This is a genomic window from Streptomyces sp. NPDC030809, from assembly GCF_055572195.1.
On sequence record NZ_JBVIDV010000006.1, the window covers coordinates 192,685 to 213,648 of the forward strand.

22 protein-coding genes are annotated in these 20,964 nt (G+C 75.5%); 13 read left to right on the forward strand and 9 right to left on the reverse strand.

The genetic code is table 11. From position 1 onward, the window contains the following. Window positions 1-318: 318 nt before the first annotated feature. Together ACZ407_RS11010 and ACZ407_RS11015 are read right to left on the reverse strand one after the other, a co-directional pair. Entirely contained in the window at window positions 319-1,884 is a 1,566-nt protein-coding gene (locus ACZ407_RS11010; protein ID WP_468127399.1) for an APC family permease, read from the reverse strand. A gap of 43 nt (window positions 1,885-1,927) precedes the next feature. Next, window positions 1,928-2,869, reverse strand: a complete 942-nt coding sequence (locus ACZ407_RS11015; protein ID WP_468127401.1) for a hypothetical protein — start codon at window positions 2,867-2,869, stop codon at window positions 1,928-1,930. A gap of 215 nt (window positions 2,870-3,084) precedes the next feature. Here ACZ407_RS11015 and ACZ407_RS11020 point away from each other — a divergent pair, with 215 nt between their 5' ends. Beyond that, complete coding sequence (locus ACZ407_RS11020; protein ID WP_468127403.1) at window positions 3,085-3,522, forward strand: ASCH domain-containing protein; 438 nt, start codon at window positions 3,085-3,087, stop codon at window positions 3,520-3,522. Between the two features lie 126 nt (window positions 3,523-3,648). Here the strand turns inward: ACZ407_RS11020 and ACZ407_RS11025 are convergent, their stop codons facing one another. After that, entirely contained in the window at window positions 3,649-5,304 is a 1,656-nt protein-coding gene (locus ACZ407_RS11025; RefSeq protein WP_468127405.1) for an FAD-binding dehydrogenase, read from the reverse strand. 84 nt (window positions 5,305-5,388) lie between these two features. On the opposite strand from ACZ407_RS11025, the gene ACZ407_RS11030 reads away from it, so the two are divergent. The 7 genes from ACZ407_RS11030 to ACZ407_RS11060 all read left to right on the forward strand — a co-directional run bounded on the left by ACZ407_RS11030 (window position 5,389) and on the right by ACZ407_RS11060 (window position 10,553). Further along, a complete protein-coding gene (locus tag ACZ407_RS11030) occupies window positions 5,389-5,913 on the forward strand; it encodes an NUDIX domain-containing protein (protein WP_468127407.1) in 525 nt (174 codons plus the stop codon). Window positions 5,914-5,922: 9 nt separating this feature from the next. Then, the gene (locus tag ACZ407_RS11035; RefSeq protein WP_468127409.1) at window positions 5,923-6,321 is read left to right on the forward strand and encodes a YidH family protein; all 399 of its coding nucleotides are present in this window, start codon (window positions 5,923-5,925) and stop codon (window positions 6,319-6,321) included. Further along, window positions 6,318-6,656, forward strand: a complete 339-nt coding sequence (locus ACZ407_RS11040; protein ID WP_468127411.1) for a DUF202 domain-containing protein — start codon at window positions 6,318-6,320, stop codon at window positions 6,654-6,656. Before ACZ407_RS11035 ends, ACZ407_RS11040 begins: the two co-directional genes overlap by 4 nt. A gap of 185 nt (window positions 6,657-6,841) precedes the next feature. After that, window positions 6,842-7,138, forward strand: coding sequence for a hypothetical protein (locus ACZ407_RS11045; protein ID WP_468127412.1), 297 nt, complete (start codon window positions 6,842-6,844; stop codon window positions 7,136-7,138). Between the two features lie 103 nt (window positions 7,139-7,241). Continuing rightward, a complete protein-coding gene (locus ACZ407_RS11050; protein ID WP_468127414.1) occupies window positions 7,242-8,153 on the forward strand; it encodes an MBL fold metallo-hydrolase in 912 nt (303 codons plus the stop codon). A gap of 125 nt (window positions 8,154-8,278) precedes the next feature. Next, window positions 8,279-9,316: a phosphotransferase family protein gene (locus ACZ407_RS11055; protein ID WP_468127415.1), complete on the forward strand. Its 1,038-nt coding sequence runs from the start codon at window positions 8,279-8,281 to the stop codon at window positions 9,314-9,316. Window positions 9,317-9,326: 10 nt separating this feature from the next. Next, a complete protein-coding gene (locus tag ACZ407_RS11060) occupies window positions 9,327-10,553 on the forward strand; it encodes an acyl-CoA dehydrogenase family protein (RefSeq protein WP_468127417.1) in 1,227 nt (408 codons plus the stop codon). A gap of 59 nt (window positions 10,554-10,612) precedes the next feature. Here ACZ407_RS11060 and ACZ407_RS11065 read toward each other — a convergent pair whose 3' ends face one another. The 3 genes from ACZ407_RS11065 to ACZ407_RS11075 all read right to left on the reverse strand — a co-directional run bounded on the left by ACZ407_RS11065 (window position 10,613) and on the right by ACZ407_RS11075 (window position 13,892). Then, window positions 10,613-11,239, reverse strand: coding sequence for a TetR/AcrR family transcriptional regulator (locus tag ACZ407_RS11065; RefSeq protein WP_468127419.1), 627 nt, complete (start codon window positions 11,237-11,239; stop codon window positions 10,613-10,615). 98 nt (window positions 11,240-11,337) lie between these two features. Beyond that, window positions 11,338-13,122, reverse strand: coding sequence for a class I adenylate-forming enzyme family protein (locus ACZ407_RS11070; RefSeq protein ID WP_468127421.1), 1,785 nt, complete (start codon window positions 13,120-13,122; stop codon window positions 11,338-11,340). After that, window positions 13,119-13,892 (reverse strand): SDR family oxidoreductase, encoded by a 774-nt coding sequence (locus ACZ407_RS11075; RefSeq protein WP_468127422.1) that lies wholly within the window; start codon window positions 13,890-13,892, stop codon window positions 13,119-13,121. The genes ACZ407_RS11070 and ACZ407_RS11075 overlap by 4 nt, the downstream gene beginning before the upstream one ends. 160 nt (window positions 13,893-14,052) lie before the next feature. Between ACZ407_RS11075 and ACZ407_RS11080 the strand changes: the two genes are divergently transcribed. The 4 genes from ACZ407_RS11080 (at window position 14,053) to ACZ407_RS11095 (ending at window position 18,642) form a co-directional block, all read left to right on the forward strand. Continuing rightward, window positions 14,053-15,351, forward strand: a complete 1,299-nt coding sequence (locus ACZ407_RS11080) for an exo-beta-N-acetylmuramidase NamZ family protein (protein WP_468127423.1) — start codon at window positions 14,053-14,055, stop codon at window positions 15,349-15,351. A 287-nt stretch (window positions 15,352-15,638) separates the two neighbouring features. Continuing rightward, entirely contained in the window at window positions 15,639-17,039 is a 1,401-nt protein-coding gene (locus ACZ407_RS11085; RefSeq protein WP_468127425.1) for a serine-threonine protein kinase, read from the forward strand. Between the two features lie 89 nt (window positions 17,040-17,128). Further along, window positions 17,129-17,662, forward strand: coding sequence for a hypothetical protein (locus tag ACZ407_RS11090; RefSeq protein WP_468127427.1), 534 nt, complete (start codon window positions 17,129-17,131; stop codon window positions 17,660-17,662). A gap of 224 nt (window positions 17,663-17,886) precedes the next feature. After that, complete coding sequence (locus ACZ407_RS11095) at window positions 17,887-18,642, forward strand: 3-keto-5-aminohexanoate cleavage protein (RefSeq protein WP_468127429.1); 756 nt, start codon at window positions 17,887-17,889, stop codon at window positions 18,640-18,642. A 101-nt stretch (window positions 18,643-18,743) separates the two neighbouring features. On the opposite strand, the gene soxR is transcribed toward ACZ407_RS11095, so the two are convergent. Further along, complete coding sequence (gene soxR, locus ACZ407_RS11100) at window positions 18,744-19,190, reverse strand: redox-sensitive transcriptional activator SoxR (RefSeq protein WP_468127431.1); 447 nt, start codon at window positions 19,188-19,190, stop codon at window positions 18,744-18,746. 156 nt (window positions 19,191-19,346) lie between these two features. On the opposite strand from soxR, the gene ACZ407_RS11105 reads away from it, so the two are divergent. After that, window positions 19,347-19,808: a MaoC family dehydratase gene (locus ACZ407_RS11105; RefSeq protein ID WP_468127433.1), complete on the forward strand. Its 462-nt coding sequence runs from the start codon at window positions 19,347-19,349 to the stop codon at window positions 19,806-19,808. Here the strand turns inward: ACZ407_RS11105 and ACZ407_RS11110 are convergent. Continuing rightward, window positions 19,799-20,437, reverse strand: a complete 639-nt coding sequence (locus tag ACZ407_RS11110) for a TetR/AcrR family transcriptional regulator (protein WP_468127435.1) — start codon at window positions 20,435-20,437, stop codon at window positions 19,799-19,801. The genes ACZ407_RS11105 and ACZ407_RS11110 overlap by 10 nt on opposite strands. Window positions 20,438-20,629: 192 nt before the next feature. Next, window positions 20,630-20,962: a YiaA/YiaB family inner membrane protein gene (locus ACZ407_RS11115; RefSeq protein WP_468127436.1), complete on the reverse strand. Its 333-nt coding sequence runs from the start codon at window positions 20,960-20,962 to the stop codon at window positions 20,630-20,632. Between the last annotated feature and the right edge of the window lie 2 nt (window positions 20,963-20,964).

A 20,964-nucleotide genomic window follows, 5' to 3' on the forward strand; every position in this document is an offset into this window, starting at 1 on the left:
ACTGATGGAGAGCGTTTTGGTGGGGGGAGCGGGAATCTGTGGGGGGAGAGAGGAGGTCTGGGTTGTCCCTTTGGGGGGGGGCGGGGGGCCCCCCCCCCCCCCTCCGCACTGCCGGGGATCCCCCCGGCGGTGGCCCGGTGCCCCGCGGGCCGGCCGGCCCGGGGACGGATGTATCGGCCAAGGAGACCATGAGGGGGTGGATCGGCCAAAACCGGGAGTTCCGCTGCGGTGGGGCCCAAGGGCGGCCGAAGGGTGCGAAAGGGCCCCGGCTCCCCCGCGGGCGGGGGAGCCGGGGCCGTGGGTCCGTGCGCGGCGGGCCTACGTCCGCGGGGCGGCGGCCTCCTCGGCGGCCCGGTCCTCGGCGGCCTGGTCCAGGCGGAAGGCCTCGTTGCCCAGGCCGATGCGGGCGTGCGCCGCCGGGTTCGTACGGCGCAGGACCGCGCCGTGGACCAGGCCGACCACGGCCGCGGCCAGGACGGTGCCGGGGAGGATCCAGTTCAGCGGGGAGCCGGGTCCCGCGCCGACGAGTACGTCGAAGTCCTTGACGGTGTAGACGGCGATGCCGAGCAGCGCGAGGCCGGCCAGGCCGGCGGCGAGCAGCCGCCAGATCTGGGCGGCCGCGGCTCCCCGGCGGACGAAGAAGGCGATGACGGCGAACGAGGCCGTGGCCATGAGCAGGATGATGCCCAGGGCGCCGAGGTTGCCCATCCAGGTCAGCAGGTGCAGGACCGGGGTGGTGGGGTCGCCGGCCGGCTTGTCGTCGGTGACCGCGAAGGCGGCCACGACGAGGACCGAGACCGCGGTCTGGAGCAGGGAGCCGGTGGCCGGGGCGCCGCTGGTGGGGCTGGTGCGGCCGAAGGCGGCCGGGAGCAGGCCCTCGCGGCCCATGGCGAAGGCGTACCGGGCGACCACGTTGTGGAAGCTGAGCATGGCGGCGAACATGCCGGTCACGAACAGGACGTGCAGGATGTCGGTGAAGGCGGTGCCCAGGCGGGCCTCGGTGAGGCCGAAGAGGAGCCCGGGTCCGGCCTTCGCGGCCTCCCCGACGACCGAGGCGGGTCCGGTGGCCACGGTCAGGGCCCAGGAGCTGAGGGCGAAGAAGAGGGCGGCGAAGCCGACGGCGAGGAACATCACCCGGGAGACGACGATGTGCGGCCGGCTGGTCTCCTCGGCGTACACCGGGGACTGCTCGAAGCCGACGAAGGCGGCGATGCAGAAGCACAGGGCGGTGCCGAGGCCGGCCCCGCCGAGGGTTCCGGGGTCGAAGGCGTGCAGGGACAGGCCTTCCGGGCCGGGGTCGGCCAGGGCGGCGATGTCGAAGACCACGACGAGGGCGCACTCGATGAGCAGGAGGACCCCGAGGACCCGGGCGTTCAGGTCGATCTTGAGCCAGCCCAGGATGCCGGTGAGGGCGACGGCCAGCAGGGCCGGCACCCACCAGGCCACCTCGGCGTCGAGGTAGGTGGCGCACAGACCGGAGACCTCGAAGCCGAGGATGCCGTAGACGCCGACCTGCATGGCGCTGTAGGCGACGAGGGCGACGAAGGAGGCCCCCGCGCCGGCCGTGGGGCCGAGGCCGCGCGCGATGTACGCGTAGAAGGCGCCCGCGTTGTGGACGTGGCGGCTCATCTCGGCGTAGCCGACGCTGAAGAGCGCGAGGACGGCGCCGAGGATGACGAACAGCAGGGGCTGTCCGACGATGCCCATGACGCCGAAGGTGGTCGGCATCACTCCGGCGACGACCATCAGCGGGGCGCTGGCGGCGAGCACGGAGAGGAGGAGGCCGGCGGTGCCGAGGCGGCCGGCGCGCAGGGCGCGGTCCTGGCCCTTGTAGGTGCGTATCTCGGCGGCACCGTTGAGCGTGCCGGATCTGCCCGACGTCATGGCGGGTGTCCTTTCGGGGGTTCTGCGGCGGGGGTGCCGGCGGTCAGGCGGTGCCGAGCGCGGCGGTGCGCGCGGCGAGGAAGGCCTTGTGCGGGTCCCGGTCCGGGTACGACCAGGGGGCCCGGGTGGCGTGGCGGCCGATGCGGTGGAACAGGGCGGCGGCCTCGGCGGGGCGGCCCTCGCAGAGTTTGGCGTGGGCCAGGAAGTTGAGGTCGATGCGGTTGCGCGGGTGGTCCTCGCGCTCCCATTCGAGCCACCAGTCGAAGGCGGAGCGCAGGACCTGGCGGGCGCGGCGGCCGGACCAGTGCTCGGCCGGGTCGGGGGCCCGGCCCCCGGTGGCGAGGACGCGGTAGCGCTCGGCGTGGGCGATGACCGGGAGGACGGCGAGCGGGGAGTCGGCGGGGGACTCCTCGGCGGCCCAGGAGGCGAAGTCGTAGACCTCGTGGAGCGGGTCGTGGCCGTCGGCGGGGGCGTTCTCGGCGAGGCGGGCGACCATCATGTGGTGGGCGTGGTGGTGCTCCCGGTGCCGGGCGCGGACCTGGTCGAAGGTGCGGCTGAACTCCTCGGTGGTGCCGAACGCGCCGGTGAGGTGGAGCAGCGCGAGCCAGGGGGTGGGGTCCGCGGGGATCCGCGCGGCGGCGGTGCGGCAGGCCCGTTCGGCGTCCTCGGCGGAGCCCTTGCGGCGCAGGGCGGCGAAGACCTGGGCGCAGGCCAGCAGGGTGGCGGCGTCGGCGCTGTCGGGTTCGGCGAGGAGCCATTCACGGGCCCAGGCGGTGGCGGCCGGGGTCTGGGCGAGGACGACGGCGCGGTGCCCGCGGCGGTCCCAGTCGTCGCCGGTCGCGACGAGCAGGGAGCGCACCCGGGACCACCGGCCCTGGGTGAACTGGGCTCGGACTTCGACGAGTTCGGTGTCGCACAGGGCGGGGTCGAAGAGCTGTGCGTCCTTCTTGCGGGTGCGGCCGAGAGGCGGCGGAGGCGGGGACATCCGCGGAACTTCCCTCCAGGACGCGGTACACGGGGCGGATGGCGGCGGCGACGGCGGACGGCATCCGGATGATCACGCACAGCAAAGCGGTAGGCACAGCTCCACGTCAAGGTCTGAGCCAGGGCCTGGCGCGTTTTCAACTGATGCGGGTCCGGGTCGAGTTGGTACGGCGGCCGGGCCCGCTCCCCCGCGGGCCCGGTGCCTACACTGGCGCCATGAGCGCTGATCGCGGACTTCCGCCGTTCCTGCTGGGCTTCCCCGGGCCGCTGCGCGACCGGCTGGTGGCCGCCACGCTGAGCGGGGCGAAGACCAGCACCACCGGGCTGGTCGCCGAGTACGAGGCGGAGCGGGAGGCGCTGCCGCGGCCCGGGGACCGGGCCGTGGTGCTGGACTCGGACGAGCGGCCGGTGGCGGTGGTCGAGGTCACGGAGGTGGAGGTGCTGCGGCTGGCCGAGGTCGGCCTGCAGCACGCGCTGGACGAGGGCGAGGGCTACGCCTCGGTGGCCGAATGGCGCGCCGGGCACGAGGAGTTCTGGCACGGCGCGGAGCTCCGGGAGGCACTCGGGGACCCGGATTTCACGGTGTCCGACGACACGCTGGTCGTGGCGGAGCGGTACCGGGTGGTCGAGCGGCTGGACGGCGGGCGGGGCTGAGGGGCGGTGGGGCCCCGGGCCGCCCCGGCCCGCCGTCCCGGGCCGCCGTCCCGGGCCGCCGCCCCCGGCCGTCCGTCCCGGGCCGTCCGGCCTCGGCCCGCCCGCCCCGCCCGCCTTCCGCTTCCGTCAGGCCGTGGCCCGGGCCGCCGCGCGGCCCGCGGTGCGGCCGGAGAAGAGGCAGCCGCCGAGGAAGGTGCCCTCCAGCGCGCGGTAGCCGTGCACCCCGCCGCCGCCGAACCCGGCGGCCTCCCCCGCCGCGTACACCCCGGGCAGCGGTTCCCCGCCCTCGGCGAGGACCCGGGAGTCGAGGTCGGTCTCCAGCCCGCCGAGGGACTTGCGGGTCAGGATGGACAGCCGTACGGCGATCAGCGGGCCGGCCGCCGGGTCGAGGATGCGGTGCGGGGCGGCGGTGCGGATGAGCCGGTCCCCGAGGTAGCGGCGGGCCCCGTGGATCGCGGTGACCTGGAGGTCCTTGGTGAAGGGGTTGGCGATCTCGCGGTCCCGGGCGGTGATCTCCCGGCGTACGGTCTCCTCGTCGAGCAGGTCCTCCTTGGTGATCGCGTTCATGCCGCGGACCAGGGCGGACAGGTTCCGCTCGACCACGAAGTCCACTCCCTTGTCCATGAACGCCCTGACGGGGCCGGGCACTTCGGCCCGGGCCCGGTTGATGACGTCGCGGACCGAGCGGCCGGTGAGGTCGGGGTTCTGCTCGGAGCCGGAGAGCCCGAACTCCTTGCCGATGATGCGCTGGTCGAGCACGAACCAGGTGTGGTCGTGGCCGGTCTTCATGATGTGGTCGAGGGTGCCGAGGGTGTCGAAGCCCGGGAACAGCGGTACGGGCAGGCGGCGGCCGGTGGCGTCGAGCCAGAGGGAGGACGGTCCGGGCAGGATCCGGATGCCGTGCCGGGCCCAGATCGGGTCCCAGTTCTCGATGCCCTCGGTGTAGTGCCACATCCGGTCGCGGTTGACGTGCCGGGCGCCGGCCGCCTCGGCGATGCCGAGCATCAGCCCGTCCACGTGGGCGGGGACCCCGGACAGCATCCGGGCCGGCGGGGTGCCCAGCCGGGCCGGCCACTGCTTGCGGACGAGGTCGTGGTTGCCGCCGATGCCGCCCGAGGCGATGACCACGGCCTGGGCGCGCAGCTCGAAGGAGCCGACCGCCTCCCGGCTGCTCGCGGTGCCGCGGGCGGCGGTGGAGGGGGCCAGCACCTCGCCGGTGACGGTGTCCACGGCGCCCGCACTGCGGGAGAGGCCGGTGACCCGGTGGCGGAACTTCAGCTGCACGAGCCCGCGGGCCGCCCCGATCCGCACCCGGCGGGCGAACGGCTCCACCAGGCCGGGCCCGGTGCCCCAGGTGATGTGGAAGCGCGGCACGGAGTTGCCGTGCCCGTTGGCGTCGTAGCCGCCGCGCTCGGCCCAGCCGACCACGGGGAAGAAGCGCACCCCCTGGGCGTACAGCCAGGGCCGCTTCTCGCCCGCGGCGAAGTCCACGTACGCCTCCGCCCAGCGGCGTCCCCAGGCGTCCTCCTCGCGGTCGAAGCCGGCGGTGCCGTGCCAGTCCTGGAGGGCGAGTTCGCGGCTGTCCTTGATCCGCATCCGGCGCTGTTCGGGCGAGTCGACGAAGAACAGGCCGCCGAAGGACCAGTGGGCCTGGCCGCCGAGCGACTGCTCGGGCTCCTGGTCGAGCAGGATCACCTTGCGGCCCGCGTCCACGAGTTCCGCGGTGGCCGCGAGCCCTGCCAGCCCGGCTCCGATCACGATCACGTCTGCGTCGTACGCCATGCGTCTGCCGTCCTTCGTCGGTGGGTGGGACAGATCCTGGCTACGCGGCGGTAACCCGTCAACACCGGTGGTTGGATGATCCGCATGAGTGCTGCCGACGAGGTGCTGGACGTGGTGGACCGCGAGGACCGGGTGACCGGGCAGGCCAGGCGCGGGGAGGTGTACGCCCGGGGGCTGCTGCACCGGTGCGTGTTCGTGCTGGTGCGGGACGGGCGGGGGCGGGTCTTCGTGCACCGCCGGACGGCTTCGAAGCTGGTGTTCCCCTCCCGGTACGACATGTTCGTGGGCGGGGTGCTGGGCGCCGGGGAAGGCTACCCGGAGGCCGCCCTGCGCGAGGCGGAGGAGGAGCTCGGGGTGAGCGGCCTCCCGCAGCCGGTCCCGCTGTTCAAGTTCCTGTACGAGGGCGAGGGCGGGGCCTGGTGGTCGTACGTGCACGAGGTGCGGTGCGAGCTGCCGGTGTCCCCGCAGGTCTCGGAGGTGGACTGGTACGCCTTCGAGGAGGAGGCGGAGCTGCGCGAACGGCTCGGGGACCGGGAGTGGGTGCCGGACGGGCTGGAGGCGTACCGGCGGCTGAGGGCCTTCCGGGCCGGGGCGGAAGCGGGCCAGTAGATTGCCCGGGTGATCGACTTCGTGAGGGACGTACGGCTCTGGTTCGCACCGCGGCGGCTGCGGGACGAGGGCGGTACGCCCGACTACCGGTTCTCCCTCGCCAACGAGCGGACCTTCCTGGCCTGGATCAGGACGGCCCTCGCGCTGGTCGGCGGCGGTTTCGCGGTGGACCAGTTCCTGCCGGACCTGCGGTGGGGGGTCCGGGTGGGGATGGCGCTGGCCCTGCTGGCGGTGGGCGCGCTGTGCTCGCTGCGGGCGGTGAACCACTGGGTGCGCTGCGAGCGGGCCATGCGGCGGGGCGAGGACCTGCCCGTCTCGCGGTTCCCGGTGGTGCTGAGCCTGGGGGTGGGACTGGTCGCCGCGGCGATGGTGCTGGTGGTGCTCTTCGGCTGGACCGATCCCAAGTGACCGGCCCGGCGGCGGGCGCGGACGGCGTCGGCGGGGACCGGGACCCGGGGCTCCAGCCGGAGCGGACCCGGCTGGCGTGGCGGCGTACCACGCTGACGTGCACGGCCGTGGCGGTGCTGGCGGTCAAGCAGGCCGCGCGCGGGACGGGCACCCCGGTGCACCTCGCCGGCACGGCGCTGACCGCCCTGCTGTGGCTGGTCTTCCTCGCCGTGGCGCATCGGCGGATCCGGGAGCTGGCGGCGGCCCGGCCGCCGGTGCTGGCCCCGCGGGCGGCCCTGGCGGGGGCGGTGTGCACGGTGGCGCTGGCCGGGATGGCGGTGGCGCTCGTCCTCTGACGGACGGCCTGGCGGCCGAACGGGCTTCGCGCGGGGGGGGCGGGAGGCGGGCCCGCCGGCCCCCGGGCCGGGTGACTCATGCGACGGTCGGCTGATGCGACGGTCGGCTGACGGGACGGTCCGGATGGCGGGGACGCGCCCGCACAACAGGCGATACCCGGGCAACCGGGGCTAGCCTCGCCGCCATGACCACTCTGCACGACGAGCACACCGCCCACGACCACGCGCACGGACCGGACTGCGGCCATCCGCAGGTGGCCCACGGCGACCACGTCGACTACGCGCACGACGGGCACCTGCACCGCGAGCACTCCGGGCACTGGGACGAGTGCGAGCCGTCCGGGCACGTGGCGCACGACGGCCACGAGCACGCGCACGGCGAGGGCTGCGGCCACGCGTCCGTGCCCCACGGGGACCACGTCGACTACCTGCACGACGGCCACCGGCACGCACGGCACGACGGCCACTGGGACGACCACTGACGGTCGGCGCACCGACCGCCCGCGGCCCGCGGGGGCGCCCTCCCCGGGCCCCGCGGCGGCTGGCAGGATGCAGGGGCCAGCCGCAGCGACCCGGGGAGACCGCATGGCCGTCGAAGAGCCGTACACCGTCCAGTTGACGCCCGAAGTGCACGCGTACGTCCAGCCCGACGGCGGCTGGTGCCTGAACAACGCGGGCTTCGTCAGCGACGGCGGGCGCACCCTGCTGGTGGACACGGCGGCGACCGAGCGGCGGGCCCGGCTGCTGCGCGAGGCCGTGGCGGCGGCCGGGGTCCCGCAGCCGGACCTGATCGTGAACACCCACCACCACGGCGACCACACCTACGGCAACTGCGTGTTCACGCCCGGGGCCACCGTCATCGGGCACGAGAACTGCCGCACCGAGCAGCTGGACGCGGGCCACCAGCTCCACCTGATCTGGCCGCAGACCGCGTTCGGCGACATCCGCATCACCCCGCCCGCCCTCACGTACACGGACCGGATGACCCTGCACCTCGGGGAGACCGAGGTGCAGGTGCTGCACCCGGGAACGGCGCACACCACCGGGGACTCGGTGGTGTGGCTGCCCCGCCAGGGCGTGGTGTTCACCGGCGACCTGGTCTTCGCCGGCGGCACGCCATTCGTTCCGATGGGCTCGCTGGCCGGTTCGCTCGCGGCCCTGAACCTGCTGCGCGGGCTGGACGCGCAGACCGTGGTCCCCGGGCACGGGCCGCTGACCGACCCCTCCGCGTACGACGCCACCGAGCGGTACCTGCGCCACGTCCTGGAGCTCGCGGAGGACGGCCGGGCCAAGGGGCTCAGCCCGCTGGAGACGGCGCAGCAGGCGGATCTCGGCGAATTCGCCGCCTGGCGGGAGAGCGAGCGGCTGGTCGCCAACCTGCACCGGGCGTACGCGGAACTGGACGGGGTGCCGGGCGGCGCCCCGCTGGACCTGGTGCCGGTGCTGTCGGACATGGCCGTCATGAACGGCGGCACGCCGGTGGCCTGCCACGCGTGAGCCCCGGCCGGGCGGGGCCGGGGGGTGCGTTCCGGCCTCTCCCGGCGCCCCCTCTGGACGGCATACCGACTGGTCGGCATGATGGCCCCGTACGCGACCCGCCCGCCCGTACGGAGGTACGCACCATGACGTCAGCGACCCCGGCCGCCGCCGCCCCGCGGGGCCTGGACCCGGCCCGGCTGCGCGCCCACCTGGAGCGCGAGCGGCCCGGGCTGACCGCCGGGCCGCTGACCGCCCGGCTGATCGAGGGCGGCCGGTCCAACCTCACGTACGAGGTCACCGACGGCGCGTCCCGCTGGGTGGTGCGCCGTCCGCCGCTCGGGCACGTCCTGGCCACCGCCCACGACATGGCCCGCGAGCACCGGGTGGTCGGCGCCCTGCACGGGACGGCGGTGCCGGTGCCGGAGCCGCTGCTGCTGTGCGAGGACGAGACGGTGCTCGGTGCCCCGTTCTACGTGATGGAGTTCGTCGAGGGGGTCCCGTACCGGACGGCGCAGCAGCTGGCCGCCATCGGCCCGGAGCGCACCCGGCAGGCCGTGCTCGGGCTGGTCGACACGCTCGTGGCGCTGCACGCGGTGGACCCGCAGGCGGTGGGGCTGGCGGACTTCGGGCGGCCCGAGGGCTTCCTCGACCGCCAGCTGCGCCGCTGGGGCAAGCAGCTCGACGCCTCCCGCGGCCGGGAGCTGCCGGGGATCGACGAGCTGCACGGGGCACTGGGACGGGCCCTGCCCGCCTCCCCCGCCCCGGCCGTGGTGCACGGCGACTTCCGCCTCGACAACGTGCTCATCGGCCCCGACGACGGCATCCGGGCGGTCCTGGACTGGGAGATGTCCACGCTCGGCGATCCGCTGACCGACCTGGGCCTGCTGGTGATGTACAGCTCCGACCTGGGGCTCGGGGACTCCCCCGTGAGCACGACCAGTGCAGCCCCCGGGCATCCGGCACCGGCCGAGCTGGTCGAGCGCTATGCGGCCCGGTCGGGGCGGGACACCGGGGAGATCGCCTGGTACACGGCGTTCGCCTGGTTCAAGCTCGCCGTGATCCTGGAGGGCATCCACTACCGCTACACGCTGGGCCAGACCGTGGGCGCGGGATTCGACCGGATCGGCGAGCTGGTCCCCGTCTTCATCGGGCACGGCCTGACCACTCTTCAGGAAGGCTGAGGGAACCACCGTGGACTTCGCATTCGACGCGCGCACCGAGGAGCTGCGGGAGCGGCTGCTCGCCTTCATGGACGCGTACGTGTACCCCGCCGAGCCCGTGGCGGCCGCGCAGCGGGCGGCGCTCGCCTCCCCGTGGGACACCCCCGCGGTGGTGGCGGACCTCAAGGCGGAGGCCCGGCGGCAGGGGCTGTGGAACCTCTTCCTGCCGGACCCGGTGCACGGCGCGGGGCTGACCAACCTCCAGTACGCCCCGCTCGCCGAGATCACCGGCCGCAGCCCGCAGCTGGCGCCGACCGCCCTCAACTGCGCGGCCCCCGACACCGGGAACATGGAGCTGCTGGCCGAGTTCGGCACCCCGGAGCAGCAGAAGCAGTGGCTGGAGCCGCTGCTGGCCGGGGAGATCCGCTCGGCCTTCGCGATGACCGAGCCGGAGGTGGCCTCCTCGGACGCCACGAACGTGGAGACCCGCATCGAGCGCTCCGCGGACGGCTCCTCGTACGTGGTCACCGGCCGCAAGTGGTACATCTCGGGGGCGATGAACCCGGACTGCCGGGTCTTCATCGTGATGGGCAAGACCGATCCGCAGGGGGCCGACCCGCGCCGGCAGCAGTCGATGGTGCTGGTCCCGCGCGACGCCCCGGGGGTCGAGGTGCGGCGGGCGATGTCGGTGTACGGGTACGAGGACCACTCCCACGGCGGGCACGCCGAGGTGGTCTTCGACGGGGTACGGGTGCCCGCCGCGAACCTGGTCGGCGAGGAGGGCGGCGGTTTCGCGATCGCCCAGGCGCGGCTGGGGCCCGGCCGGATCCACCACTGCATGCGGCTGATCGGCATGGCGGAGCGGGCGATCGAGCTGATGTGCCGCCGGGCGGTGTCCCGTACCGCGTTCGGGAAGCCGCTGGCCGCGCAGGGCGTCGTACAGAACTGGATCGCGGACGCCCGGGTCACGGTGGAGCAGCTGCGGCTGCTCGTGCTCAAGACGGCCTGGCTGATGGACACGGTCGGCAACCGCGGGGCGCACACCGAGATCCAGGCGATCAAGATCGCCACCCCGCGCGCGGTGGTGGGGATCCTCGACCAGGCGGTGCAGCTGCACGGCGCGGGCGGAGTGAGCCAGGACTTCCCGCTCGCGGAGCTGTGGGCGGCGGCGCGCACCCTGCGGCTCGCGGACGGGCCGGACGAGGTCCACCAGCGGTCGCTGGCCCGGCGGGAGCTGGCCCGGCACACGGCGCGGTAGCGGACCGGGCGCCGGGGGCGGGCCCCGCGGGCGGCGGGCCCGACCGCCCCGGCGCGCCGCTACGGGCGCAGGGCGCGCAGCAGGAGGTCGGCGAGGTGGCCGGCCACCTGCTGCGGGCTCAGCTCCCCGTCCGCCCGGTACCAGGTGGCCAGATGGTGCACGGAGCCGAAGTGGTAGTCCACGACCAGGTCGGCGGGGGTGGCGGTGGAGAACACCCCGCTGCGCTGGCCCTCTTCGACCAGGGCCCGGAACCGCTCGTGGTAGCGCCGGCGCTCCGCCCGGACCTGCTTGTTCTTCTCCGGGCTGAGCTGGTGCATCGACCGGAAGAAGATCATCGCGTCGTCGAGGTTCTCGATGGTGGTCACCACCACGTCGGCGGCCGCGGCGCGCAGCCGCTCCTCGACCGGTCCCCCGGAGCCGGCGATGGCGTCGAGCCGCTCCTGCTGGAGGCGCAGCATGCGCGCGTACACCTCGTGGAGCAGGTCGTCCTTCGAGCCGAAGTAGTGGTAGAGCGCGCCCTTGGTCACGCCTGCGGCCTCGACGATCTCCTGGACGGAGGTGCGGTCGTAGCCGCGTTCGGCGAAGAGCCGGGTGGCGGCGGCCATCAGCCGCTGCGGGACGGGGAGCTCCGCCCCGCCGTCCGCCGCCGGGTACGGGGTCGCGTCCGCGCTCGGGTCCGAGGTCATGGGCTGGTCCGCCGCCTTTCCGGGTTGCTGGGTGGCCGCCGGGGGCGCTGGGGCCGCCGGCCGGTGGGGCCGTGGGGGTTGCTGCACGAGGCCGGGTTTCAGCCGCGGTCGCGCAGTTCCCGCCGCAGGATCTTCCCACTCGTGGTCTTGGGCAGTGCGGGCAGGACCTCCACCTCGCGCGGGTACTTGTACGCGGCCAGCCGCGCGGCGCAGTGCGCGACGAGCTCGCCGGGGCCCGCGGAGGCGCCGGGGCGCAGGCTCACGTACGCCTTGACGGTCTCGCCGCGGTAGGGGTGCGGGACGCCGACGGCGGCGGCCTCGCGGACGGCGGGGTGGGCGTAGAGCACGTCCTCGACCTCGCGCGGCCAGACCTTGAAGCCGGAGGCGATGATGACGTCCTTCTTGCGGTCCACCACGTACAGCCAGCCCTCGCGGTCCATGAAGCCGATGTCGCCGGTGCGCAGTTCGCCGCCGGGGAAGGCGGCCCCGGTGGCCTCCGGCAGCCGCCAGTAGCCGGGCACCACCTGCGGACCGCGCACGACGATCTCGCCCGGCTCGCCGAGGGGCACCTCGGCGCCGCGGCCGTCCACGATGCGCACGAGGGCGTCGGGGCCGGGCACGCCCACGGAGAGGGTGCCGGAGGCGGGGTCCACGGGGGCGCGCAGGTGCAGCGGTTCGGAGGCGAGGGTGGCGGTGGTCTCGGTCAGCCCGTAGCCGTTGCGCAGGTGGAAGCCGTACTCGGCGCGCAGCCGGTTGACGAGGGCGGGGGGCACGGGGGCGCCGCCGGAGGTCAGGACCCGGAAGGAGGCGAAGTGCTCGCGGGTGGTGTCCGGGTGCGCGGCCAGGGCCGTGTACGCGGTGGCGGGGCCGATGGCGTACGCGGGGCGGTGTTCGAGGAAGGCGTCGAGGACCACCGCGGCGTGGAAGCGGTGGGCGAGGACGAGGGTGCCGGCGTTCACGAAGCAGGCGGCCAGCTCGCAGGCCATGCCGGTGATGTGGAACAGCGGGGCGAGGGCGAAGTAGCCGGACCCCTCGGGCAGGCCGTGGGTGACGCGCTGGCGCTCGGCGTTGTACGTGAGCGCCCCGTGCGGGTTCATGGCCCCCTTGGGGGTGCCGCTGGTGCCGGAGGTGTAGGCGAGCAGTGCGGTGTCGGCGGGTGCGGGCGCGGGGACGGCGGGTGCGGGGTGCCCGCGGCGGGCGGCGGCGAGCAGGTCCTCGGGGGCGGGGGTGCCGGAGGCCGGGGTGCCGGAGGCGGCGCGCGCGGTGCGGGGGTCCGGGGCGGGCGTGCCGGGGGCGCTTCCGGCGGCGGGGGCGGGGCGCGGGCCGGGGAAGACGCGCGGGTCGTCGCGGGTCTGGAGCTCGCGGGTGGTGGTGGTCAGGACGGTGCGCAGGGGCGGGCCCGCGGCGGCGGTGTCGCGGAGGTACTCCTCCCAGGCCGTGTCGGTGCAGACCAGGGCGGCCGGCCCGGCGTCGTGCAGGACGTGGGCGACCTCGGCGGCCCGGTACATCGGGTTGAGCGGGACGGCGATCGCGCCCGCCTTCCACGCGGCGAGGACGGCGAGCACGAAGTGCGGGGTGTTCTGCAGCATGACGGCCACCCGGTCGCCGGGGCGCACCCCGCGGGCGGCGAGGTGCCCGGCGAGCGAGTCGGTCAGTGCGTCGGTCTCGGCGTAGTCGAGACGGCCGTCGAAGTAGGCGAGCGCGGTGCGGCCGGGGGCCCGCCGGACGGCCTCCCGGAAGGCGTGCAGCACGCTCGGGGGCGGGTCGAGCGGGGCCTTCTGGGCCTCGCTGAGCCGGTCCAGCCAGGGCCTGGCCGCGTACGGGGACCCGCTGGGGGTGCCGGGCCGGGCGGCCGGCTCCGGGGTGCCGTCGGGGTCTGTCATCCGTTCTCCCACTTCTGCTGCAGATGGTTCATACTGCCCAGCCACCGGTCGGGGTCCGTCGCCCGGGTCGCGTAGTAGGCGGCGGCCTCCGGGTGCGGGAGGATCAGGAAGGTGCCCTTGGCCATGCCCTCGAACAGGGCGTCGGCCACCGCCTCGGGGCCGATGGCGGTGGGGGCGAGCACGAGTTCCCCGGCGCTTCCGGCAGCGGCCAGCATGTCCGTGCGCACGCCCTGGGGGCAGATGGCGTGGACGTCGATGCCGCGGTGGCGGTAGGTCAGCGAGAGCCATTCGGCGAACGCGAGGGCCCCGTGCTTGGTCACGCTGTAGGGGGCCGCGCCGATCATGGTGAGCAGCCCGGCGGCGGAGACGGTGCTGACGAACCGGCCGCGGCCGCGCTCCAGCCAGTGCGGCAGCAGGGCGCGGGCGGCGCGCACGTGGGCCATGACGTTGGTGTCCCAGGCGGCCTCCCAGACCTCCTCGGGGGCGAAGGCGTCGCCCGGCGAGGCGAGTCCTGCGTTGGCGCAGTAGACGTCGACGGCGCCGCCGAGGGCCTCACGGGCCCGGTCGGCGACTTCGGAGGCGTCGCCGGGCAGGGCCTGGGCCCGTTCGCCGAGCTCCGCGGCCACGGCGGCCGCCTTGGCGGGATCGATGTCGTTCACGAGGACGCGGGCGCCCTCGGCGGCGAACCGGCGGGCCAGCGCGGCCCCGATGCCGCCGCCCGCTCCGGTCACGACCACGCCCTGCCCCTCGTACGCGCCTGCGGCTGCCATGGGATCCGCCTCTCTGCCGGGGCCGGCCGCGTGCCGGCCGGACCAGCGGCAGACTAACCAGTCGGTATGTACCCCCGGAAGGGGTGGAACCGGCCGCCGTCCGGCCCGGTCCGGCCGCGCGGGCCGGTGGCGCAGCTCCGCCCTGCGTACGGTGTCCGCCATGACGCTGACGCGACGCGGACTGCTGGCACTGACGGGGGCCGCGGGCGCGGCGGCGGGGAGCGGGGGTGCGGCGGGGGCGGTGGCGCGGACGGGGGCTCCGGTGCGGACGGGCGGGCCGGTGCGGACGGGCGGGCCGGTGCGGACGGGCGGGCCGGTGCGGACCGGGTTCGCCCGGCTCGCGGCCTCCGGGTACGCGGAGCTGGCCGGCTGCCGGGTGGGCGTCGTCACCAACCCCACCGGGATCACCGCCGACGGCCGCCACGTGGTGGACGTGATGCACGCGGACCGGCGGGTGGACCTGGTCGCGGTGTTCGGCCCGGAGCACGGCTTCCGGGGCACCGCGCAGGCGGGCGCCTCCGAGGGTGCGGCCCGGGACCCGGCCACCGGGCTGCCGGTGTACGACGTGTTCGGGCTGAGCGGGCGGCGGCTCGCGGACGTGTTCACGGCCGCCGGGGTGGACACGGTCCTCTTCGACATCCAGGACGTGGGCGCCCGCTTCTACACCTACGTCTGGACCCTGTACGACTGCATGGAGGCGGCCGCTGCGGCCGGGCTGCGGGTGGTGGTGCTGGACCGGCCCAACCCGCTGGGCGGGCGGCGGGCCGAGGGGCCGGTGCTGGAGCCGGCCTGGGCGACCTTCGTGGGACGGGTCCCCATCGCGCTGCGGCACGGGATGACCGCGGGCGAGCTGGCCGGGCTGTTCCGCGGCGAGTTCCTCCGGGGCGGGCCCGCGCTGGACGTCGTACGGATGGCGGGGTGGCGGCGGGACCTGTATTTCGACGGGACCGGGCTGCCGTGGGTGCAGCCGAGCCCGAACATGCCCACGCCCGACACCGCCCTCGTCTACCCGGGGACCTGCCTGTTCGAGGGCACGAACCTGTCCGAGGGGCGCGGCACCACGCGGCCCTTCGAACTCCTGGGGGCGGAAGGGGTGGACCGGCGGTGGGCGGAGGCCGCGGACGCGCTGGGGCTGCCGGGGGTCTGGGTGCGCGAGGCCCATTTCACCCCGGTGTTCTCGAAGTTCAAGGACAAGGCCGTGGGCGGGGTGCGGCTGCTGGTGCACGACCGGGAGGCGTACGACCCGGTGCTCACGGGGATCGGCCTGCTCGTGACCGCCCGCCGCACCTGGCCCGGCTTCGCCTGGCGGCCGGACCGCTGGATCGACAAGCTGACCGGGTCGGACCGGGTGCGCACGCTGATCGATGCGGGGGCGGAGCCGTGGGAGGTGGCGGCGGACTGGCTGCCGGGGCTGGAGCGGTTCCGCACGACGCGGGAGCGGTACCTGCTGTACGCGTGACCGGTTCGCAGCTCCGCCCCGGCCCCGCGCCGCACACGCCGGTGGGGCTCGACTGCGCCCCCGCAGCGTCCGGCCCGCAGTCGGCGCCCGGGCCGGGTGAAACCGAGCCCGTCCGGCGATCGAGGACCGGGGTCCGGGGCAGCGCCCCGAAACCACGCCGGACGGCGACGGGCCGCGCGGGTGTTCCCTTGTCAGACGTCTGGCCGGGCCGCGGCCGCAGCGGGATGCTGAGGACTCCGGTGCACGGCTCGGCGCGGAGGGGGACGGACGTCATGTCGGGTGTGGGCGTGGGACCTTACACGGAAGTGACCTTCGACGCGGACGGGGATCCGGACGCCGCCCAGCGCGCAGCGCTGCTGCGCACGGACGCGACCGACCTCGTCCTCTTCTCGCACGGCTGGAACAGCGACCGCTCCGTCGCGACCCGGCTCTACGACCGGTTCTTCGCACCGTTCCCGGCGCTCGCCGGACCTTCGGTGCGGCTCGCGTACGCGGGGGTGGTGTGGCCCTCGATGCGCTTCTCCGACGAGCCCATCCCGGACTTCGACCCGCCGGCCGCGGTGCAGCCCCGCTCGGGGCGCGGCCGGGCGGCGGACCCGGGGGCGGCCGCCGCGCTCGACGCGCAGACGCGGGCCGCGCTGGGGGTCTTCTGGCCGGACCGGGAGGCGGAGCTCGACCGGGTGGCCGAACTCCTCGCTCAGCGACCGGAGTCGGCGTCGGCCTTCGAGGAATTCGGCGCTCTGGTGCGGATTTTGGCCGGCCTTCCGACCGTACAGCCAGCCGCGGTAGGCCCGTTCGGCACCCTGGACACCACCGGCGGCACCAGCAGTCCTGGCAGCCCTGCCGTCAGCGGCAGCACCGCGGGCGCCGCGGGCACCGCGGGTGCGGACACCGCGGCGGCCGGGGAGTCCGTACCGGCGATCTTCGGGGCGGACACGCTCGGGGTGTGCGCGGACCTCACCCAGGCGCTCGCCGAGAGCGGCGCGGCGCTGGGCGGCGCGGCCCCGGCCTCGCTGACCGGCGGGCTGCGGACCCTGTGGAACGGCGGCAAGGAGCTGCTGCGGCAGGCCACGTACTACACGATGAAGAAGCGCGCCGGGCACATCGGCGAGCACGGGCTCGGGCCGGTCCTCGGGCAGCTCGCGCGGTCCCGCCCCGCACTGCGGGTGCACCTGGTCGGGCACAGCTTCGGGGCCCGGCTGGTGTCCTGCGCCCTGCGCGGCCTCGCTCCGGAGGTGCGCACGGTCAAGTCGCTGACCCTGCTTCAGGGGGCCTTCTCCCACTACGCGTTCACCGAATCGCTGCCCCACGAGCGGCGGCGGGCGGGGCATCTGGGCGGACTGCACGCCCGGGTGGACGGTCCGGTGGTGTCCTGCTACTCGCGGTACGACTCGGCGCTCGGCGTGTTCTACCCGCTGGCCTCGCGGCTGGCCCGGGACTCCGCCGGCTTCACCGCCTCCGACCCCCGCTGGGGCGCCATCGGCCACGACGGGATCCAGGCGGTTCCGGGGGCGGTGCGGCTCACCCTGGACGAGGCCCTGCGCCTGGGGCTGCCCCGTACGGGCTGCGCCAGTGTGGACGCGGCGGAGGTGGTCCGGCGCGGAGGGGCGCCCTCGGGGGCGCACAGCGACATCTGCCACGAGGCGCTTGCGCGGGTGGTGGTCACCGCGGGGCGCTTCGGGCGCTGAGATCCCGCCGGTGCCTCCCGGGCGCCCCGCCGGACCCGCATGCTCCCGCACCGCGCCGGGCATGTTCGTGCCCGGGAGGTGGCGGTGCGATGGCAGGATTCCGGAGTCTGGCCGGCCAGGTGCGCGACGCCCGCAACGACCGGGCCCTGCGGCGCCATTCGCTGCGCCGCTGCCTGGAGCGCTTCGCCCCGTACGGGCACCGGGCGACGTGGTGGCACCTGTGCGACCGGCACGGCATCGGGCCCGACGACCGCGGGGCCGATCCGCTCCGGCTGGTGGCCGCCCTGGAGGAGCTGGAGGAGGCCCGCGGGGTCTGGCTGGCGTACGAGCGGCAGTTCGCCGAACGGCGCAGGCGGGAGAAGCACCACGGGCTGCGGCGTCCCGACTGGGCCTGGCACGGCGAGCCCGCGGTGGTCCCCTGCGCGGACCCCGGCGTACGCCCCGACGGCGCCCTGCCCGACGTGCTGCGGCGCCTGGTACGGGCCCTGGAGGCGGACGCCCCCGGAAACGCCTGCCCGGTCTGCGGCGAGGCGGAGCTGCGCACGGCGGAACCCTGGACCGACCCGCTCTGCAGGCGCTGCGGCATCGTGGTCCCCCGCCGCGCCCTGACGGACACCCCATGACACCCCCACCGCACGCCCCACCCGGCAACAGGCCGGATCCGGCCCCGCCGGCGCCTGACGCGCGAGGTCCGGGGCGGAGCCCCGAAACCACACGAGGCGACGGGCCGCATCCAGCCCCGCCGGCGTTTGAGGCGCGGGGCCCGGGGCGGAGCCCCGTCAACGAACGGCGGGCCGCAAGCCTGAGGCGCGGCGCAACGGCAGCGAACAGGACGGTGGTGACAGGCGTGCAAGACGCCGCAGACGCGTCGGACCTCGTACAGGTGTGCCTCAACGGAACCCGCCCGGCCGCCCACGGCCACCCCGTACCGCAGTCCCCGCAGGCACTGGCCGAGGCCGCCGCCCTCGCCGTCGCGGCCGGCGCCACCGAGGTCCAGATCCACCCGCGGACCCCGTGCGGCCGGACCAGCCTGTCCCCCCGCGTGGTCGGCCCCTGGGTGGCCGCGGTCCGGGAGGCCGCAGGGGTACCCGTCGGGGTACCGGTGAGCGTGCCGGCCGAGCCGGGCCTGCGGGAGCGGATGTCCCGCGTGACCGGCTGGCAGGTGCTGCCGGACCGCGCCGCGGTGGACTTCGCGGAGCCCGGTGCCGCGTTCCTGGCCGGAGCCCTGCTGGCCCGCGGGGTGCCGGTGGAGGCGGTGGTGCGGGCCGGAACCGCCGCGCCCCTCGCCTTCCTGCGCGCCCCGGTGGCGTGGCGGGTGCTGCGCGTGGTGGCCGAGGTCGGCGAGCCGGACCCGGACGCGGCCCCGGCGGCCGCGCGCCGGCTGCTGTGCTCCCTGGGCGCCGCCCACGGCAGGCCGGTACTGCTGCACGGGCGGGAGGGCGGGGCCTGGCCGGTGCTGCGGGTGGCCGTGGAACGGGGCCTGGGCACCCGGATCGGAGTGGCCGACGTCCTGCTGCTGCCGGACGGCCGCCCGGCCCGCTCCAACGCCGAGCTGGTGGCCGCGGCCGTGGCCCGGATCGCGGCGGCCCGCGCGGCGGGCTGAGGCGGGCGCGGCGGCACGCACGGCGCAGCCGGGTCCGCGCGGTCGGCCCCGCCCCCGCCGCTCCCGGCCACCCCCCGCCGGTCCAGGCCCCCGGCCCCCGATCAGCCCAGCCGGGAACCCGTCAGCTGCCGCCCGAAGGTGTCGTCCGGGTTGGACAGGACGCACGTCTTCAGGGACAGGCAGCCGCAGCCGATGCAGTCCGTGAGGTGGTCGCGCAGCCGGCCGAGCTGCTGGATGCGGTGGTCGAGTTCGGTGCGCCAGGCCTCGGACAGGGCCGCCCAGTCCTCCCGGTTGGGCGTGCGGCCCTCGGGCAGCTTCGCGAGGGCCTCGCCGATGGTGGCCAGCGGGATGCCGACCCGCTGCGCGGCGCGGATGAAGGCGACCCGGCGCAGCGTGTCCCTGGTGTAGCGGCGCTGGTTGCCGGCGGTGCGGCGGCTGCTGATCAGGCCCTTGGACTCGTAGAAGTGGAGGGCCGATACGGCGGCGCCGCTGCGGGCGGCGACCTGTCCGACGGTGAGTTCGTTGATCTTCTGTGGGATCTGGGGCACCCGGCCGAGCGTAGTCGCACGCTCCGACGGCCGCCGCGCGGAGGTCCGTTGACGCCGACGTCCGTTGACGCCGAGGTCCGCCGAGGTCCGTTGACAGGGACCGCCGGCCCCACCCATGCTGAGCAAGCGCTTATTCCGACTCTGGGAGGCAAGGGCATGGCCGAGCCGAGGATCTTCACGTCCGCCGAAGAACTGCGCGCCGCGGTCGGCGAACCGCTCGGCCCCAGCGGCTGGCTGGAGGTGGACCAGAAGCGGATCGACCTGTTCGCCGACGCCACCGGGGACCACCAGTGGATCCACGTGGATCCGGAGCGCGCCGCCGGCGGCCCCTTCGGCTCGACGATCGCCCACGGCTACCTGACCCTGTCGCTGCTGCCCAGCCTGGTGCCGCAGACCATGCGCGTCGAGGGCATGAAGATGGGCCTCAACTACGGGGTGAACAAGGTCCGCTTCCCGGCCCCGGTGCCGGTCGGCTCGCGCCTGCGCGGCACGACGGTCATCACGGAGGTCGCGGACGCCGGCGGCGGGGTGCAGGTCACGGCCACCGTCACGGTCGAGCGCGAGGGCGGGGAGAAGCCGGTGTGCGTGGCGGAGGCGGTCTCCCGCTACTACTTCTGAGGCGCCGCGGCCGCCGCCGGGGCCGCGACCATCCGCAGGACGAGGCCCGCGTAGAGCGCGCCGACCTCGTCGGGGGTGCGCGGTCCGGCCGTGCTGAACCAGCGGGCCACGTCGATGCACAGCGAGAGCACGGCGAGGGTGGTGCCGGGCACGTCGGGCACGTCGAACTCGCCGCTGCGCACCCCGTCGGCGAGGATCCGCCGTACGGCCGCGCCGCTCTGCCGGCGCAGCGCCACGATTTCGGAGCGGTGCTCCGGTCCGAGAGCATCGAGCTCGTACTGGACCACCCGCGCCGTGGTGTGGTGCCCGGCGTGCCACCGTACGAAGGACCGGACGGCGGCGTCGAGGCGCTCGGCCGCGGTGCCGGGGCCGTCGGCGGCCGTCTCCAGGATCTCCAGGGCCTTGTCGTGGCCGATCCGGCTGATCCGGTGGAGCAGCTCTTCCTTGGTCTTGTAGTGGATGTAGAGCGCGGCCGGGCTCATCCCGGCCCGGCCGGCGATGTCGCGGGTGGTGGTGGCGTGGTAGCCGCGCTCGGCGAAGGCCTCCACGGCGGCGACGAGCAGTCGCCGGGCGGCATCGGGGGTGACCTCCGACCACGCCTGGTAGCCGTCGGTCTCCGCGCTGTCCATCGCTCGCTCACCCTCTTCGTCCGTGGGGTGCACACCTTACCGGAGGGTGAGCAAGCGCTTAGGCCGCTTCGCCAGGGGACCGCCTCCCCCGTCCGGAACCCGCTCCCGGCCGGCGCCTCCGCCCTCGGCGCCCCGGCCGGTTGCCTCCGCCCTCGGCGCCCCGGCCCCCGGCCCAGCGCCCCGGCCGCCGCCTCAGCGCGCCGGCCCCGCAGGCCCCCCGGACCCCGCAGGCCCCCCGGGCTTCGGCTGGAAGGGGTCGTAGTCCGTCATGATCTTCTCCATCCGGGCCTGGTCCACCCGGTGCACGATCTGCCCGGCCTCCTGCCGGTCCCGGATCACCTTGGCGAGGGTGAAGGCCGAGGTGGTGAGGTAGAGGACGGCGATGCCGAGGAAGGCCCGCACCCAGGCGTCCGCGTCCAGGTGGTAGATCCCGAGGGCGACCGCGGAGAGCGCGATGGCGAAGGAGGCGACGGCCTGGCCGTAGTACGCCCCCGTGTTCTGCTGCCTGACCGGTGTCTCGTTCATGG